We start from the raw sequence: 15,467 nt of genomic DNA on the forward strand, positions 1-15,467 counted from the left end.
ATGAGCGAGAACCCCAGCGTCGAAAATCTGAGCCATGCCTACCGGGTGATGCGCACCATCCGCGCCTTCGAAGAGCGGCTGCACGTGGAATTCGCCACCGGCGAGATTCCCGGCTTCGTCCACCTCTATGCCGGCGAGGAGGCCTCGGCCGCCGGCGTCATGGCCCACCTGGGCCACGAGGACAGCATCGCCTCCACTCACCGTGGCCACGGCCACTGCATCGCCAAGGGCGTGGACGTCTACGGCATGATGGCCGAGATCTACGGCAAGAAGACCGGGGTCTGCCAGGGCAAGGGCGGCTCCATGCACATCGCCGACCTGGAAAAGGGCATGCTCGGTGCCAACGGCATCGTCGGGGCTGGCGCGCCCCTGGCCGCCGGCGCCGCCCTGGCGGCCAAGCTCAAGGGCAGCGACGCCGTTGCCGTGGCCTTCTTCGGCGACGGCGGCTCCAACGAGGGTGCGGTGTTCGAGGCCATGAACCTGGCCTCGGTGTGGAATCTCCCCTGCATCTTCGTCGCCGAGAACAACGGCTACGCCGAGGCCACCGCCGCCAACTGGTCGGTGGCCTGCGACCACATCGCCGACCGCGCCGCAGGCTTCGGTATGCCCGGAGTGACGGTAGACGGCTTCGACTTCTTCGCCGTCCATGAAGCCGCCGCGGCCGCCGTGGCCCGCGCCCGGGCCGGCGAAGGCCCCTCGCTGATCGAGGTGAAGTTCACCCGCTACTTCGGCCACTTCGAGGGCGACGCCCAGACCTATCGCGATCCCAACGAGGTCAAGCAGGCCCGCGAGCAGCGCGACTGCCTGATGCAATTCCGCGAGCGGGTGACGCGCTCCGGCCAACTCCAGCCCGCCCTGCTCGACAGCATCGACCAGGAGGTGGAACAGCTCATCGAAGACGCCGTGCGCAAGGCCAAGGCCGATCCCAAGCCTGGCCCGGAAGACCTGCTCACCGACGTCTACGTCACCTACGCCTGATCGGAAAACAACAAGGAGCGCCACCATGGCCAGAAAGATCAGCTACCAGCAAGCCATCAACGAAGCCTTGGAACAGGAGATGCGCCGTGACCCCACCGTCTTCCTCATGGGCGAAGACAACGCCGGCGGCGCCGGGGCGCCCGGCGAGCAAGACGCCTGGGGCGGCGTGCTCGGGGTCACCAAGGGCCTCTACCACAAGTTTCCCGGGCGGGTGCTGGACACCCCGCTGTCGGAGATCGGCTACGTCGGCGCGGCGGTAGGCGCCGCCGCCCGTGGCACCCGGCCGGTGTGCGAACTGATGTTCGTCGACTTCGCCGGCTGCTGCCTGGACCAGATCCTCAACCAGGCGGCTAAATTCCGCTACATGTTCGGTGGCAAGGCGGTCACCCCGCTGGTCCTGCGCACCATGGTCGGCGCGGGTCTCCGCGCCGCGGCCCAGCATTCGCAGATGCTGACTTCCTGGTGGACCCATATCCCCGGCCTCAAGGTGGTCTGCCCGGCCACGCCCTACGATGCCAAGGGCCTGCTGATCCAGGCCATCCGCGACAACGACCCGGTGATCTTCTGCGAGCACAAGCTGCTCTACGGCATGCAGGGCGAGGTGCCCGAGGAGTCCTACGCCATCCCCTTCGGCGAGGCCAGCTTCCTGCGTGAGGGCGACGACGTCAGCCTCATCACCTATGGCCGCATGGTGCACCTGGCCATGGAGGCCGCTGCCAACCTGGCGCGCCAGGGCGTCTCCTGCGAGGTGCTGGACCTGCGCACCACCAGCCCGCTGGATCGTGACAGCGTCCTGGAAAGCGTCGAGAAGACCGGCCGCGCAGTGGTCATCGACGAGGCCAATCCGCGCTGCTCGGTGGCCACCGACATCGCCGCCCTGCTTGCCGAGCACGCCTTCGACGACCTGCGCGCCCCGGTACAGCTGGTCACGGCGCCGCACACCCCGGTGCCCTTCTCCGATGCCCTGGAAGACCTCTACATCCCCGACGCGGCCAAGATCGAGCGCGCCGTACTGAAGATCACCCAAGGGAGGCAGGCCGCATGAGCCAGATCCATACCCTGACCATGCCCAAATGGGGCCTGTCCATGAGCGAAGGCCGGGTCAACGCCTGGCTCAAGGCCGAAGGCGACAGCATCACCAAGGGCGACGAGGTGCTCGACGTCGAGACCGACAAGATCAGCAGCAGCGTGGAGGCGCCCTTCTCCGGCACCCTGCGCCGCTGCCTGGCGCGGCAGGACGAGACCCTGGCGGTAGGCGCCCTGCTGGCCATCGTGGTGGAAGGCGAAGCCAGCGACGCCGAGATCGAGGCGGTGATCGCGCGCTTCCAGGAGGAGTTCGTGCCCGGTGGCGAAGACGCTGCCGATGCCGGTCCCCAGGCCCAGCGCATCGAACTCGACGGCCGGCCGCTGCGCTATCTGGAGCGCGGTGAAGGCGGCCTGCCGCTGGTGCTGATCCACGGCTTTTCCGGCGATCTGGACAACTGGCTGTTCAACCACGAGGCGCTGGCCGCCGGGCGCCGGGTGATCGCCCTGGACCTGCCGGGTCACGGCCAGTCCGGCAAGACGCTCGCCACGGCGGATCTCGCCGAGCTGGGCGCCGCCGTGCTGGCTCTGCTCGACCATCTGGACATCCCCCGCGCCGTGCTCGTCGGCCACTCCATGGGTGGCGCCGTGGCCCTGCAACTGGTGCAGACGGCGCCGCAGCGGGTCGCCGGCCTGGTCCTGATCGGCAGTGCGGGACTGGGCCGGGACATCAATGGCGCCTACCTGGAAGGCTTCGTCGCCGCCACCAGCCGCAACCAGCTCAAGGGACCGGTCAGCCTGCTGTTCAGTGATCCCGGCCTGGTCACCCGACCACTGCTGGAAGACCTGCTCAAGTACAAGCGCCTGGAAGGGGTGGACCAGGCCCTGAAGCGACTGGCCGACACGCTCTTCCCCAATGGTCAGCAGGCCCAGGTGCTGCGCCAGGCACTCGACGGCGATCTGCCCGCCCTGGTGATCTGGGGCAAGGCCGACGCCATCATTCCGGTCCAGCATGCCGAAGGCCTGCCCGGAACCGTCCAGGTCGAGATCCTGGAGGGCCAGGGCCATATGGTGCAGATGGAAGCCGCGGACCGGGTCAATGCCCTGATCCAGGCCTTCCTGCCCCGCTGCGAACGCTAGAGGAGCCTCACGATGAAAGCAGCCCGTTTCCATGCCGCCCGCGATATCCGGGTGGAAGACGTCCCGGTTCCCGGCGCGCCGGGCCCTACCCAGGTCCTGGTGAAAAACCAGTTCTGCGGGATCTGCGGTACCGATCTGCACGAGTACCTTGGCGGTCCCATCTTCATTCCCACCGCGCCGCACAGCTACACCGGCGGTAAGGTGCCGCAGATCCTTGGCCACGAGTATTCCGGCGTGGTGGAGGCCGTGGGCAGCCAGGTGACGTCGGTGAAGCCCGGTGACCGGGTCTCCATCCAGCCGATGGTGTCGCCACGGGACGATTACTACGGCCGCCGCGGCCAGTACCAGCTCAGCGAACAGTTGGCCATCATCGGCCTGTCCCATCCCTGGGGCGGCATGGCCGAGTACTCCCTGGTGGAGGACTACAACGCCATCCCCATGCCGGACGACCTCAGCACCGAGCACGCGGCGCTGATCGAGCCCACGGCGGTGACCGTCTATGCCACTCACCGGGGCGGCGTGAAGCCCGGCGACAGCGTGCTGGTGGCCGGCGCCGGGCCCATCGGCCAGCTGCAGGTCATGGCCGCCCGCGCGGCCGGGGCCACCCGGATCTTCCTGGTGGACCTCAACGACAACCGGCTGGAGATGGCCCACCGCCTGGTGGAGGGGCTCATCACCCTGAATCCCGGCAGCACCGATGTGCTGCGCGAGGTGCGTGCCCGCACCGCCGGGGGCGTGGGGGTGGATGTGGCCTTCGAATGCGTGGGCGCCGAGGCACCGCTGGGGCTGTGCCTGGAAGCGGTCCGCCGCCAGGGTGTGGTGGTCCAGGTGGGGATGCAGGGCAAGCCGCCGGCGTTGGATGGCTTCACCCTGACCTACAAGGACGTCGACCTGCGCGGCTCCTGGTGCTACTCGACGCTGATGTGGCCCCAGGTAGCAGCGCTGATCGCCAGCGGCCAGCTACCGGCGGAGAAGGTCGTGACCCGCCACATCGCGCTGGACGACGTGGTGGAACAGGGCTTCGAAGCCTTGCTGGACAAGGCCGGGACCCAGCTGAAGATCCTGATCGAGCTCTAGGGCTTTACCACGCGGTCGGCGGGGGCCGCCGCGTGGGGCTTTTTTGCCTTACTGGAAAGCCGTCGCGGCAAAGCTGGGACGCGCCAGGAGCCGCTGGTGAAAGGCCACCAGCTGCGAGTGCGCGGACCAGCCGATTTCCGGCAGCCGAAAGCTCAGGTAGTCGAGGCCGACCGCCACCAGGTAGTGGCTGAAATCGAGGTCCTCTGCATCCAGTGTGGAAGCCTCGTCCAAGCGCACCAGCAGCCGGTCGATGGCCGCCAGCCGACGGGCGCCCAGCACCGACTCATCCTGGGCCGCACCGCCATGCTTGCGGGCGATCACCGTGCCGAAGGCCGCGTCGATCAGGCCCTGGCCCAGACCGGCCAGTTGCAGGCGCTTGGCGGAAAGCGGACTGCCGCCGGCCAACAGATGCAGATGGAGGCAGATCAGCAGGGTCTCGCTGAGGGCGATGCCCTCGTCGGTGATCAGTACCGGGACCTTGTTGCCGGGATGGGCGGCCAGCAAGGTCGGATCGTCGTTCCAGGGATCGCTCCACACCAGCTCAAGACGCTCGCCGAAGCCAGCTTCGAGGGCGGTGACGCGCGCGGCGCGGGCGTAGGGTGAGGTCTGGTTCAGCAGCAGTTGCATGGCGGACTCCGGGACACGGGCGGGCGATAGAGGCACCCGCCAGTGTAGCCGCTGCCGTGCACCCTCAGTGCGGCCGCGTCACCGTCAGCACGACCGCGGCGATGCGATCGGTATGGGCGTAGACGCCCGCTTCCAGTTCTTCACCGAAGACATCCGGATCCAGCTCGCGATAGCGCCAGGCCACGTCCTGGCCGTCCAGGCGGGTGCGGACTTCTTCGAGGAAGGGATCACGACCCTCGACCATGGCGACGCCGGTATAGAGCAGCAGGGTGCCGCCCGGCGCCAGGCGCTGCAGCGCCGTGTCCAGGATGGCCAGCGACAGGCCAGCCCCGAGGGGACCGCCACCATGGCGATAGGCGCGCTCGCCGGGATCGACCAGATAAGGGGGATTGGACAGGATGAAATCGAAGTCGCCCGCCACATCGTTCAGCAGGTTGCTGTAGCACGCGCTGACATTGTCGGCACCGGCCAGCTCGGCATTGACCCGGGTCAGCGCCAGGGCGCGCTCGTTGATGTCCACCGCCAGCACCTCGGCATCGGGCCGCGCCAGGGCGACCAGGATGGCGCCGGGACCGGCCCCGCTGCCGATGTCCACGGCGCGGCGGATGTCACCGGTCTCGAAGCGCAACTGGGCTTCCAGGGCATTGGCATAGCGATAGGTGTCGGGGCCGAAGAACACCGCATCGGCATCCTCGGTGGGATAGGCGGAATGCACGAACAACTGGTCACCCAGGCTCGATACCCGCACCCGACTGCGCCAGCCGCCCGGCACCGCGGTCAGCAGCTCGGCTGCCGCCAGGGTGTCGATTAGAGAGCCAGGCAGCAGCTCGGGGGAAAACGGCCGGCTCCAGCCGAAGATGCCCTGCAGATCCCGCGCCCAGGCGTTGCCTGGCCGGACATTGACCCGCGCGTGAGAGGCCGGGGTGGGCGTGATGAAGTGATAGTCCGCTGCACGCAGCGTCTCGATCAGCAGTTTCAGGGCAGCGACCGCGTCAGGGCTGGTCGCGATGCGTTCGGGATGTTCCATGGCCGTCACGGGTGGTTCCTTCAATGACAGTCGAAATGAAAAGGACCCTTGCGGGTCCTTGAATAGGGATCAGCCCAACAGGGAGGCGAACAGTCGTGTCGCCAGCAGACCGGCACGGCTGTGGTGGCGCGCCGGTGACAGCTGCTCCACCAGTAATGCCATGGCGGCCGCGCGGCTGGGCTGGCTAGCCAGACGCTGCTCCAGGGCGACTTCATCACTATCGAAGTCGCTCGCCTGGGCCTTGCTCGCATTGGCCGCCGTGCCCTGCTCGGCTTCCAGCGCTGGACACAGACGCTCCTGCTGACGCTGGCGAGCGCGAAAGCTCACCTCGCGGCGCGGCAAGACGGACACCCGCTCGGCGGCCGCCTGGTGCCGGGCGCCGCTGTGCACGAAGTCACCGGCGATCCAGTCGTGAATCAGCTGCTGCTCGTAGGCGGTGAAGACGCCGAACATCTCGGCGCGCTCACCCTGGATCAGGCGCCAGAAGCGACTGTTGGTCGGGTCTTCATGACGCTTGATCCAGCCCTGCTCCTGCATCACCTGGAGGAATTCGGGAATCTGCGCGGGATCGGTCAACCAGTCGCTGACGCTACGGCCACCGATGCGGCAATAGTCCGAATGCACATAGCGGCCAACGGTACTCTTTTCCGCCAGTACCTCGATCACCGCCTGTTCCAGCTCGAAGCCGCCGATCACCGAGGTGGTGCTGGCGCCCAGTTCATTGAGCAGGTAGCCCTGCACCACGCGCTGGTAGAAGACAGCGCGGCCCTCGGCGGGCATGGCGTCATGCACGGCTTGCAGCGCCTTGCGCGCATGACCGGTGCCGGCATTGTCGACGGTCACATGCAAGGTGAAGTAATAGGGATCGATACCCAGTTCGTTGAGCTCGTAGGAGGTGATCAGCAGGTGCAGCGGCAGCTGCTCGTAACCAAGGTTGAAACCCAGCACCTCGGGCAGGTAGTGATCGGCGTTATAGGCCAGAGCCAACTGGATGGCGCCCTGGACATAGTGATCGTCGCTCAACTGCGAGAAATCTTCACAGCCATGGCTGGCCAGCAGCTTGCGATAGAGCACCACATGATTCTTGTCGGGCTGACCGTCACCCAGTTCCTCCAGGTAGATCTGGATAGCCGCGCGATAGCGCAAGTCGTCCCAGTGGGCGAGCGTGCCATAGAGCCAGGCACCATCCACCAGCTTGGTGGGCGCCACGCCACGCAGGAAGTACAGCGCATGGGCCTTGCTGCCGAAATAGCGCCGCGGTGCGCCGGCTTTGCGGGCAGCCAGATAGTCCTGGTACTGGGCGCCGACCCGGGCGTTGTTCTCCAGCACCCAGGCGTCCAGCGCCTGGGGATCCGCCGGGAGGTCGGCCTGCATGGCACTCACGGCCTGCAGCTGGTCATCGAGATAGTGCCGCGCCTGCTCCCGCGCACCATGGCTGGGTTTTTCCACCAGCAGCTCGCGATAGAGCGCCTTGGCGGGTTCCAAGGCGACGGGAGTCGACCCAGGGTGCTGGCCGGTCACGGCTCTTGTAGTGGTCTGCATAGAGGGCACATCTGGCAGCTGATGAATACCCTATTCGGCCTGCAGGCCACAGCTTGGTTCCGACCGGTCCGAACGCACGAGGCGGCCGTCTCGCTTGAAGCCGTCAAACGCCTGCGCCTGCCCGGTCTGCCATTCGTCGGCGAACGCCCCGATCGCCTTACCTGCCTCCTCTCCCCGACAACACGGCGACGGGTGACCGGACGACAGACCTCAGTTCCCGCCGCGCCAGGCCGATAACCCGACAATTCGTTCGACTTCCAGGCCCTGCCCATGTCCCCTGTCGATTCCGCTGTCGATCTTCGCGCCCTCCTCGACTCGATCCAGGAGTTCATCGTCGCCAAGGACGGCCAGGGGCGTTGGCTGTTCGTCAACCGTATCGTGCTCGAAGCCTATGCCATGGTCGGCTTCGACTACGTCGGCGTCACCGATGCCGAATTGATCGAACGCTTTCCCGCCTTTGCCGAGGCGTTCGTCTACAACATCCAGACCGACGAACTCGCTTGGCAGAACGCCGCGCCTACGCTGGTCGAAAAGTCCTTCATGGGTCCGGATGGACGTATCAATACCTGGGAAGTGGTCAAGACCCCGCACTTCGACGCACGAGGCGAACGCCGGCTGCTGACCATCGTCAGCCGCAATGTCACCGAGCGCAAATTGGCGGAGACCGCCTTGCAGGAAAGCGAGAGTCGCTACAAGTCCCTGGCCTATCTGGACGCCCTGACCGGGGTCGCCAATCGGCGCAGCATTCTCGACCAGATCGCACGCCACAGAGCCAGCGACGCCAGCGGCCCCTGTGCCCTCTTCTACCTGGATCTCGACCGCTTCAAGGCCATCAACGACGAATTCGGCCACGAGTTCGGCGATCTGCTCCTGGTGGCGTTCGTCGCCCGGGTCAGCGCCTGCCTGCGGCGGGAGGATCTGCTCGGCCGTATCGGCGGTGACGAATTCATCGTCTACCTGTGCGATACCACGCCCACTGCCGCCCTGGCCATGGCCGAGCGCCTGTGCCGCGCCCTGCAGGAACCCTGGCACATCCAGGGCGTCACCCTGAGTACCACCTCATCCATCGGCATCGCCCACTGCGTCGATGGCACGCTCAACGTCCATGAGCTGATCCGTCGGGCGGACGCCGCCCTCTACCAGGCCAAGCGGGCTGGACGTGCGCGGGTCGTACTGGCCGAGGCCTAGAGTCGTTCCGTGGGCTGGGCGCGAATCAGGATTTCGCGCTGGCGGAAGGCCGTTTCCAGCTGGCGGCGATAGCCGTCCCACCAGGCCCGATCCAGGGTCTCGGTCATCACTTCGTAGACCAGCAACTCATCGTCCTCGACCCGGTCGGCCTCGTCCTGGCACAGACCTTCGACCGGGGCGCGGCTGAAGGCGGTCAGGCCGCCGAAGCGCTCGACCAACACCTGGCGCACCTCCTGAAACAGCGCCCCTGGCAGGCGCTGGCCGTCATTGTCGTTGAGGGGTAGCAGCAACTGGACGAGGTACATGGCCGTCTCTCCTGGGGTATTGGCTGCAGACCCTGGCGCACCCCGGATGGGTTCCCGTCCGTTGGTCCTGCAACCCCTGCCCGCCAGCGGCCTGGAAACGAAAAGGCCCCACCGAGGCGCTCTCGGCAGGGCCTTTCCTGACCTTTACGTCCGGATCAGACCGAGAAGCGGCCAACCAGGCGATTCATATCCACCGCCAGGCGCGAGACCTCATGGGCGGCCGCTGCGGTCTGGTGGGCACCGGCCGAGGTCTGCATCGACAGATCGCGGATGCTGACCAGATTCTGGTCCACCGACCGGGCGACCTGGGCCTGCTCTTCCGAAGCCGTGGCGATAAGGAAGTTGCGCTCGTTGATCTCGGTGATGGAGCGGGCGATCTCCTCCAGGGCGGCGCCGGCTTCGTTGGCGATCTTCAGGGTGGCGGTGGCCTCGTCGCGGCTGCGTTGCATGGCCTGCACGGCGCCTTCCGAACCGCTCTGGATGCCGCCGATCATCTGCTCGATCTCGCGGGTGGATTCCTGGGTTCTATGGGCCAGGGCGCGCACCTCGTCGGCGACCACGGCGAAGCCGCGGCCCTGTTCACCGGCTCGGGCGGCTTCGATAGCGGCGTTCAGCGCCAGCAGGTTGGTCTGCTCGGCGATGCCGCGGATCACATCGACCACGGTGGCGATGCCTTGCGCCTGACCGGCCAGAGCGACGATCTGCTCGCTGGTGTGGGACACGGTGCTGGTCAGCGAATGGATGGCGTTGACGGTCTCGGTGACGCGGGCCGCGCCCAGGCCGGTGGAACGCTCGGATTGCTGCGCCGAGGTCGAGGCCGAGGCGGCGTTGCGTGCCACCTCCTCGACGGCGGCGGTCATCTCGTTGACCGCCGCGGCAGCCTGCTCCACCTCGCCATTCTGGCGCTGCAGGCCACGGCTGGCCTCGTCGGTCACGGCATTCATCTCTTCGGCGGCGGACGCCAGTTGGGTCGAGGCCTCGCCAATGTGGCTGACGGTGTCGCGCAGGGTCTGCTGCATCTGCACCGTGGCGCGCATCAGGTCGGCCATCTCGTCTCGACCGGTTGCCTGGGCCGCGACCCGCAGATCGCCTTCGGCAATGCGCTTGTTGATGGCCAGCACCTGGCGCAGCGGCTGCAGGATGCTGCGGGTGTAGAGCACGGCCAGCACCACGGTAAGCACCACGGCCACGGCGGAGATGATCCCGAGCAGCCAGAGGTTACGGCTATAGGTCTGGTTGGCCAGCTCGCCCGCCTGCTTGGCGCCGCGTTGGTTGAAGTCACCCAGGGCGACGATCTTCTCCTGCAGGTCGTTGGTCAGCGGACGGATATTGGCATTGACGTAGGCGGTCCCTTCGCTGGCCGGACGCGTCCGGGCGATGGCAACGATCTCGTCGAGACGTGCGTCGTAGGCCTTGACGCCGGCGGACACGGCATCGGCCAACCGCTGCTCCTCGGGCGAAGCGACCAGGGCCTGATAAGCCGCCACTTCCTTCTGCAGCTGGCCGCGTGCCTGGGTGATGGTCGCCGCGGCGGTCTGCTTCATCTGCTCGTCTTCCGAGGCCACCATGCGCAGGGTTTCCAGACGCAACCTGAGTACCAGGCTATCCATCTTCGCCGTTTGCGCGATGCTGGCCATCCAGTTGGTCTCGACATCCTGTTCGGCCTGGTACAGGGAATTCAAGCCCACGGCCGAAGTAACCGCCAGTACCAGCAGCAACAGGGTAACGGCGGCAAAACACACGGCCGAACGGGCCGACAATTTCAGGGTACGCATGGCGCAACTCCAGGCAGGAAAGGCGTATTCACCCCTTCTGGTCGGCGCTACCGTTACTGGCTGAATAGCCACCCATCGGCGATCAACGGCGTACCCCCCACGAGCTGCAGGCTAGAGCTGACGCGGGCTCCAGGGGAATGTGTCAACCTGACGAGCAACCGCCGCCCTGGCAAAATGCCATGCACAGTCAGGCTAGAATGAGACTTTTCCTCAATCGAAATCCCCATGCCGCCGACGAAGCTTCGCCCTGCGCGTCTGGTCCCCTTGCGCAATCGCCTGCTGGCCATCGCCTTCGCCGGAATCGTGCCCCTGGCGCTGGTAGCCGGCCTGGGACTCTGGCTGCTTGTGCAACACCAGCAGCACGAAGCCGAACAGCGGGCACTGGAGTCCAGTCGCCAAGCCGCGACCACCATCGAAAGCGAATTGCGCCGCTCGGTGACCATTCTCCAGGCGCTGGCCGAGTCGCCCCTGTTGCGGACGGGCGACCTGAGCGATTTCGAAACCCTGGTCGGGCGCATCCTGCCGCTGGTGCCAGGTTGGCGAACGGTGCTGCTCGCCACGCCGGACGGCCAGGTCGTCCGGCGGATATCGAGCGTCAACCGGCCCGTTGGCGGTCCTCTCGCCGAACCGGACAGCTTTGCCGAGGTACTCGCCCAACGCCGGCCAGTGATCGGGCAACTCGGCCGCGGTCCCGCCGGCCTTCTGGCCTTTCCGATCCGGGTCCCGGTGCTGCGCGAGGGTCGACTGAATTTCGTGCTGACCGCGGTGATGACGCCGGAGAGCATCCGCGCGGCGCGCCTGACCCGCGCCCTGCCCAAGGACTGGGTGGGTTCGGTATTCGATCGCCATGGCCGGCGCATCGCTCGTACCAGCCGGCACGAGGAAAGCCTGGGCGAGCCGGCCCTGCCAGGTCTGGCGGAGATCCTGGCGCAGCCGGGCGAAGAAGGCGTCGGCACTTCGCGTACCCGGGAAGGCCACGACGTCTATACGGCCTTCGTGCGCCTGCCCGATTCCGGCTGGACGGTGACCACGGCGATCCCCACCGAAGAGGTGGCCGCGGCCGCCAATCGCTCCTTCGCCCTCTATGGCGGCGGCCTGGTGCTGTCGGTAGCCTTTGCCTGGACGGTAGCCCTGCTGCTGTCACGGCGCATCAGCCGTCCGGTGCAGGCCCTGCAGGAGGCCGCTCAGGCCCTGGGCAGGCGCCTGCCGCCGGTATTGCCCGACAGCGACGTGCTGGAGATCCGCCAGGTGGGCGAAGCGCTGCTGGCCGCCGCCGAAGCCCGGCGGCTGATCGAAGAGGAGCGCGACGACTACCTGCGCGGCCTGCAACTGAGCCAGGCGCAGCTGCAGTTGCAGGTCGCCGACCTGGAAATCCTGCAACGGCTCAATCATCGCCTGCTGCAACTGCCTTCACTGCCACAGCAGCTGCAGGAGATTCTCGACGTCCTCTGTCGCTTTCATCAGACGCCCCTGGGCTGCGTGTCCTTGGTGGAAGACGGCCAGCCGCCACGGCTCTATGTCACCGCCGGTTTCTCGGCCGAGGACCAGGCACGCCTGACCGCCCTGGCTCCCGCGGAGAGTGTCTGTGCAGCCGCCATCGAGCAGGGTGAACGGGTGCTGGTGCCCGACCTGGCAAAGGCACCCGAACTCTCCGCCCTGGCCGCCATCGGCTGCCGCCTGGGTTTCGCAGCCGTACATGCCGTGCCGCTGCGCAGCACCCTGCACGGCACCCTGGGCGCCCTCACCGTGCACCTGCCGGAGGCACGCGAGCCCACGCCGCGCGAGCAGCGCCTGGCCGACCTGTGCGCGTCCAAGGCGGTGCTGGTGATCGATCGTGCCCGTATCCAGGAGGCTGCCCTGCGGTCGCAACGCCGCCTGCGGGTGGCGCTGGAAAGCTCGCAGGTGTCCTTTGGCATCGCCGTACCCGCTGCCGAAGGCACTTTCGCCTGGGACTATCTCAACCCCATTGGGACCACCACCCTGGGTCTCGACAGCCGTGACGCCAACGCCCGCCTGCCCTGGGCCAGCACCCGCATCCTGCAGCTCTGCGCGGACCACCAGGCCGAGGAAGTCGCCTGGTCCGTCGAATTGCAGGGCCCGGATGCCCAGGGCGCCAGTTGCTGGCTGCAGATCGGCGCCACGCCCTTCGACGGCAACGTCGCGGTGTGGTTTCTGGACATCAGCGAACGCAAGCGCCAGGAGCAGCAGCTGCGCGACAACGATCGGCAAAAGGACGAATTCCTCGCCGTGCTGGCCCATGAACTGCGCAATCCCCTGGCGCCCATTCGCCACGCGGCGGCACTGATCGCCGCGCCGCAGGCGTCGCCCGAACAGCAACAGCGCAGTTGCCAGACCATCGAGCGGCAGGTGGAGCGCATGGGCGCCCTGCTCAACGACCTGCTGGATATCTCGCGCATCACCTTCGGCCGCATCACCCTGCACAACACCTTCGTCACCCTGCAGTCGGTACTCGAGGCAGCGGCCGATGCGACCCTGGCGCCGATGCAGGACAAGCGCCAGCGCTTCGACCTGCACCTGCCCGAGGCGCCGCTCTGGCTGTACGCCGACCCGCTGCGCCTGGAGCAGATCTTCGTCAACCTGCTGGGCAATGCCGCCCGCTACACCCCGGAGGGCGGTCGGATCGTGCTCGCCGTCTCCACGGGTGACGAAGAGGTACGGGTGGAGATTGCCGACAACGGCATCGGTATCGCCCCAGAACGCCTGAGCGATCTGTTCCAGATGTTCGGCCAGATCGATCCACGCCTGGCGGAGCGTTCGCCTGGCCTGGGTATCGGCCTGGCCCTTTCCCGCGAGCTGGCACGGTTGCAGGGCGGCGACATCGCCGCCACCAGCGCCGGCCTGGGCCAGGGCAGCCGCTTCACCGTGAACCTGCCGCTGACGGTGGCGCCCCCGGCCACAGAGCAGGAGGCCGTGGCGGCCACCTCGGCGGCGCCCGCCACCCGCCGGATCCTGGTCGCAGACGACAACTCCGACATCGCCGACACCATCGCCGAACTCCTTGAGCTGGACGGCCACGAGGTGCGTGTCGCCTACGATGGCCAGCAGGCCCTGACCCTGTTCCAGAGCTACGGCCCCGAGATCGTCATCTCGGATATCGGCATGCCGGGCCTGACCGGTCATCAACTGGCGCGGGCGATCCGCGAGACGCCGGCCGGTCAGGCCGTCAAGCTGATCGCCATGACCGGCTGGGGCCAGGCCCAGGACAAGGCCGAGGCCCTGGCGGCCGGCTTCGATCATCACCTGACCAAGCCGGCCGACATGCAGACCCTCTATGCCCTGGTGGGCGCCTAGGCCGTTACCCGGCGCGCGCCGGCCAGCCGCGTCAGCCCATAGAGCGCCACGCCCACCAGCAGCATCAGCCCGGCGCGCCACCAGGTCGCCGCGCCCTGCTGGGCGATCAGCAGCGCGCAGGAGGCCAGGGCCAGCACCGGGAAGATCCAGTGCACGCGGAAATGCGGATGCTCGACCCGGTCGCGCTTGAGCACCAGCACCGCCAGGTTGGTGCTGATGAACACCACCAGGAGCAGCAGCACCACGGTTTCGGCCAGCACATCCAGGGTGCTGGTGAAGGTCAGGGCGATGGCCACCGCGGTGGTGGCGAGGATGGCGATGCCGGGAGTCTGCCGCCGTGGCAGCACCCGGCCGAGCACCGCGGGCAGCAGGCCTTGACGAGCCATGCCGTAGGCCAGACGGCTGGCCATGATCATGGTCAGGAGCGCGCCATTGGCCACCGCGATGAGCGCGATGACGGCGAACACTCGGGTCGGCACGCCCAGGCCCGAGGCGCCGAGGACGTCCATCAGCGGCGCACCCGAGGCCTTGAGCTGCGCCACCGGCAGCACCAGGGCGGCGCCGGCGCCTACCAGCATGTAGACGATACCGGCGATGACCAGAGCGCCAAACAACGCCCGCGGATAGACCCGGCTGACGTCCCGTACCTCTTCCGCCAGGTTGGCCGAGGTCTCGAAGCCGACGAAGGAGTAGAAGGCCAATAGCGAAGCACTGAGAATGGCCACGGTGGCCGAGGGCGCATCCACTTCCAGTAGCCGCGCCGGCTCGCCCTGCCCCTGGGCGACGAACCAGGCCGCCGCCGCGACGACGATCACCAGACCTGACAGCTCGATCAGGGTCATCACCAGATTGACCGACAGCGACTCCTTGATGCCGCGCGCATTGAGCAGGCCTATCAACAGCAGAAAGCCCAGGCAGACCCAGCTGGCGGGCCAGGGCACCAGCGCCTGCAGATAGCCACCGGTAAAGGCCACGGCCAATCCCGCGGCGCTGGTGACCCCGGCGGCCAGCATCGAGAAGCCTACCAGGAAGGATAGCCAGGGCCGCCCGAAGGCCCGTTCGGCGAACACCGCCGCCCCGCCGGCCTTGGGGTACTTGGTGACCAGCTCGGCATAGGAGGCCGCGGTCAGCAGGGCGAACAGCAGGGCAATCAGTAAGGGTGCCCAGATGGCGCCGCCGACCCGGCCGGCGATGGTGCCCGCCAGGGCATAGACGCCCGCGCCCAGAACGTCGCCCAGGATGAAGAACAACAGCATGGGCAGGGTGATGGCGCGTTTGAGTGCGCCCGGTGCGGCTGAGGATTCCTGGGCCATGCGGTGGTGCTCCTTGAGCGATCGAAGGGAAAGCGGCGAACCCTTGCCGGGTCCGTCTCGTGCAACCGTAGAGAGCGCGGGCGACGACCGGGTTCCAGGCGCGGACCGTTCATCCAGCGAACCTGCGGGCGCCTTGCAGGCCTGGCCGTCGCTCGGACGT

The 15,467-nt window shown here is 67.4% G+C and carries 12 protein-coding genes and 1 pseudogene; 6 read left to right on the top strand and 7 right to left on the bottom strand.

Going from position 1 to position 15,467, the window contains the following annotated elements; translation table 11 throughout:
• Genes BMZ43_RS07060 through BMZ43_RS07075 form a run of 4 tightly spaced genes read left to right on the top strand, consistent with a single transcriptional unit; the run spans position 1 to position 4,218 of the window.
• Entirely contained in the window at positions 1-978 is a 978-nt protein-coding gene (locus BMZ43_RS07060; RefSeq protein ID WP_017641197.1) for a thiamine pyrophosphate-dependent dehydrogenase E1 component subunit alpha, read from the top strand.
• Positions 979-1,003: 25 nt separating this feature from the next.
• On the top strand, positions 1,004-2,023 hold the full coding sequence (locus BMZ43_RS07065) for an alpha-ketoacid dehydrogenase subunit beta (RefSeq protein WP_093251600.1): 1,020 nt from the start codon (positions 1,004-1,006) through the stop codon (positions 2,021-2,023).
• Positions 2,020-3,141, top strand: coding sequence for an acetoin dehydrogenase dihydrolipoyllysine-residue acetyltransferase subunit (locus BMZ43_RS07070; RefSeq protein ID WP_093251604.1), 1,122 nt, complete (start codon positions 2,020-2,022; stop codon positions 3,139-3,141). The genes BMZ43_RS07065 and BMZ43_RS07070 overlap by 4 nt, the downstream gene beginning before the upstream one ends.
• Before the next feature lie 12 nt (positions 3,142-3,153).
• The gene (locus tag BMZ43_RS07075; RefSeq protein WP_093251608.1) at positions 3,154-4,218 is read left to right on the top strand and encodes a 2,3-butanediol dehydrogenase; all 1,065 of its coding nucleotides are present in this window, start codon (positions 3,154-3,156) and stop codon (positions 4,216-4,218) included.
• Between the two features lie 48 nt (positions 4,219-4,266).
• Here the strand turns inward: BMZ43_RS07075 and BMZ43_RS07080 are convergent, their stop codons facing one another.
• The 3 genes from BMZ43_RS07080 to BMZ43_RS07090 all read right to left on the bottom strand — a co-directional run bounded on the left by BMZ43_RS07080 (position 4,267) and on the right by BMZ43_RS07090 (position 7,414).
• Entirely contained in the window at positions 4,267-4,845 is a 579-nt protein-coding gene (locus BMZ43_RS07080; protein WP_017641201.1) for a glutathione S-transferase N-terminal domain-containing protein, read from the bottom strand.
• A 64-nt stretch (positions 4,846-4,909) separates the two neighbouring features.
• On the bottom strand, positions 4,910-5,872 hold the full coding sequence (locus tag BMZ43_RS07085; protein ID WP_093252795.1) for a methyltransferase: 963 nt from the start codon (positions 5,870-5,872) through the stop codon (positions 4,910-4,912).
• 69 nt (positions 5,873-5,941) lie between these two features.
• Positions 5,942-7,414: an iron-containing redox enzyme family protein gene (locus BMZ43_RS07090; protein ID WP_093251611.1), complete on the bottom strand. Its 1,473-nt coding sequence runs from the start codon at positions 7,412-7,414 to the stop codon at positions 5,942-5,944.
• 270 nt (positions 7,415-7,684) lie between these two features.
• Between BMZ43_RS07090 and BMZ43_RS07095 the strand changes: the two genes are divergently transcribed.
• Positions 7,685-8,602: a GGDEF domain-containing protein gene (locus BMZ43_RS07095; RefSeq protein ID WP_093251614.1), complete on the top strand. Its 918-nt coding sequence runs from the start codon at positions 7,685-7,687 to the stop codon at positions 8,600-8,602.
• Here BMZ43_RS07095 and BMZ43_RS07100 read toward each other — a convergent pair.
• From BMZ43_RS07100 to BMZ43_RS27235, 3 genes and pseudogenes are all read right to left on the bottom strand, one after another.
• A complete protein-coding gene (locus tag BMZ43_RS07100; protein ID WP_017641205.1) occupies positions 8,599-8,907 on the bottom strand; it encodes a hypothetical protein in 309 nt (102 codons plus the stop codon). The genes BMZ43_RS07095 and BMZ43_RS07100 overlap by 4 nt on opposite strands.
• Positions 8,908-9,062: 155 nt before the next feature.
• Positions 9,063-9,944 (bottom strand): methyl-accepting chemotaxis protein, encoded by an 882-nt coding sequence (locus tag BMZ43_RS27230; RefSeq protein WP_371099790.1) that lies wholly within the window; start codon positions 9,942-9,944, stop codon positions 9,063-9,065.
• A pseudogene (locus tag BMZ43_RS27235) lies at positions 9,918-10,682 on the bottom strand (MCP four helix bundle domain-containing protein); the annotation flags it as partial. The gene BMZ43_RS27230 and the pseudogene BMZ43_RS27235, both read right to left, overlap by 27 nt.
• A gap of 225 nt (positions 10,683-10,907) precedes the next feature.
• On the opposite strand from BMZ43_RS27235, the gene BMZ43_RS07110 reads away from it, so the two are divergent.
• Positions 10,908-13,994 (top strand): hybrid sensor histidine kinase/response regulator, encoded by a 3,087-nt coding sequence (locus tag BMZ43_RS07110; RefSeq protein WP_093251620.1) that lies wholly within the window; start codon positions 10,908-10,910, stop codon positions 13,992-13,994.
• Here the strand turns inward: BMZ43_RS07110 and BMZ43_RS07115 are convergent.
• Positions 13,991-15,307 carry an APC family permease gene (locus BMZ43_RS07115; RefSeq protein ID WP_093251623.1) on the bottom strand — a complete coding sequence of 439 codons (1,317 nt, stop codon included), beginning with the start codon at positions 15,305-15,307 and terminating at the stop codon, positions 13,991-13,993. The two genes, BMZ43_RS07110 and BMZ43_RS07115, sit on opposite strands and share 4 nt — an antisense overlap.
• Positions 15,308-15,467 lie beyond the last annotated feature (160 nt).

This window comes from Pseudomonas sp. Snoq117.2 (genome assembly GCF_900110545.1).
GTDB lineage: Bacteria > Pseudomonadota > Gammaproteobacteria > Pseudomonadales > Pseudomonadaceae > Chryseomonas > Chryseomonas benzopyrenica.

Excerpts from the sequence above, each read along its gene's own strand:
- BMZ43_RS07060 (WP_017641197.1), top strand. The coding sequence starts at position 1 with ATGAGCGAGAACCCCAGCGTCGAAAATCTGAGCCATGCCTACCGGGTG.
- BMZ43_RS07065 (WP_093251600.1), top strand. The coding sequence starts at position 1,004 with ATGGCCAGAAAGATCAGCTACCAGCAAGCCATCAACGAAGCCTTGGAA.
- BMZ43_RS07070 (WP_093251604.1), top strand. The coding sequence starts at position 2,020 with ATGAGCCAGATCCATACCCTGACCATGCCCAAATGGGGCCTGTCCATG.
- BMZ43_RS07075 (WP_093251608.1), top strand. The coding sequence starts at position 3,154 with ATGAAAGCAGCCCGTTTCCATGCCGCCCGCGATATCCGGGTGGAAGAC.
- BMZ43_RS07080 (WP_017641201.1), bottom strand. The coding sequence starts at position 4,845 with ATGCAACTGCTGCTGAACCAGACCTCACCCTACGCCCGCGCCGCGCGC.
- BMZ43_RS07085 (WP_093252795.1), bottom strand. The coding sequence starts at position 5,872 with ATGGAACATCCCGAACGCATCGCGACCAGCCCTGACGCGGTCGCTGCC.
- BMZ43_RS07090 (WP_093251611.1), bottom strand. The coding sequence starts at position 7,414 with ATGCAGACCACTACAAGAGCCGTGACCGGCCAGCACCCTGGGTCGACT.
- BMZ43_RS07095 (WP_093251614.1), top strand. The coding sequence starts at position 7,685 with ATGTCCCCTGTCGATTCCGCTGTCGATCTTCGCGCCCTCCTCGACTCG.
- BMZ43_RS07100 (WP_017641205.1), bottom strand. The coding sequence starts at position 8,907 with ATGTACCTCGTCCAGTTGCTGCTACCCCTCAACGACAATGACGGCCAG.
- BMZ43_RS27230 (WP_371099790.1), bottom strand. The coding sequence starts at position 9,944 with ATGCGCGCCACGGTGCAGATGCAGCAGACCCTGCGCGACACCGTCAGC.
- BMZ43_RS07110 (WP_093251620.1), top strand. The coding sequence starts at position 10,908 with ATGCCGCCGACGAAGCTTCGCCCTGCGCGTCTGGTCCCCTTGCGCAAT.
- BMZ43_RS07115 (WP_093251623.1), bottom strand. The coding sequence starts at position 15,307 with ATGGCCCAGGAATCCTCAGCCGCACCGGGCGCACTCAAACGCGCCATC.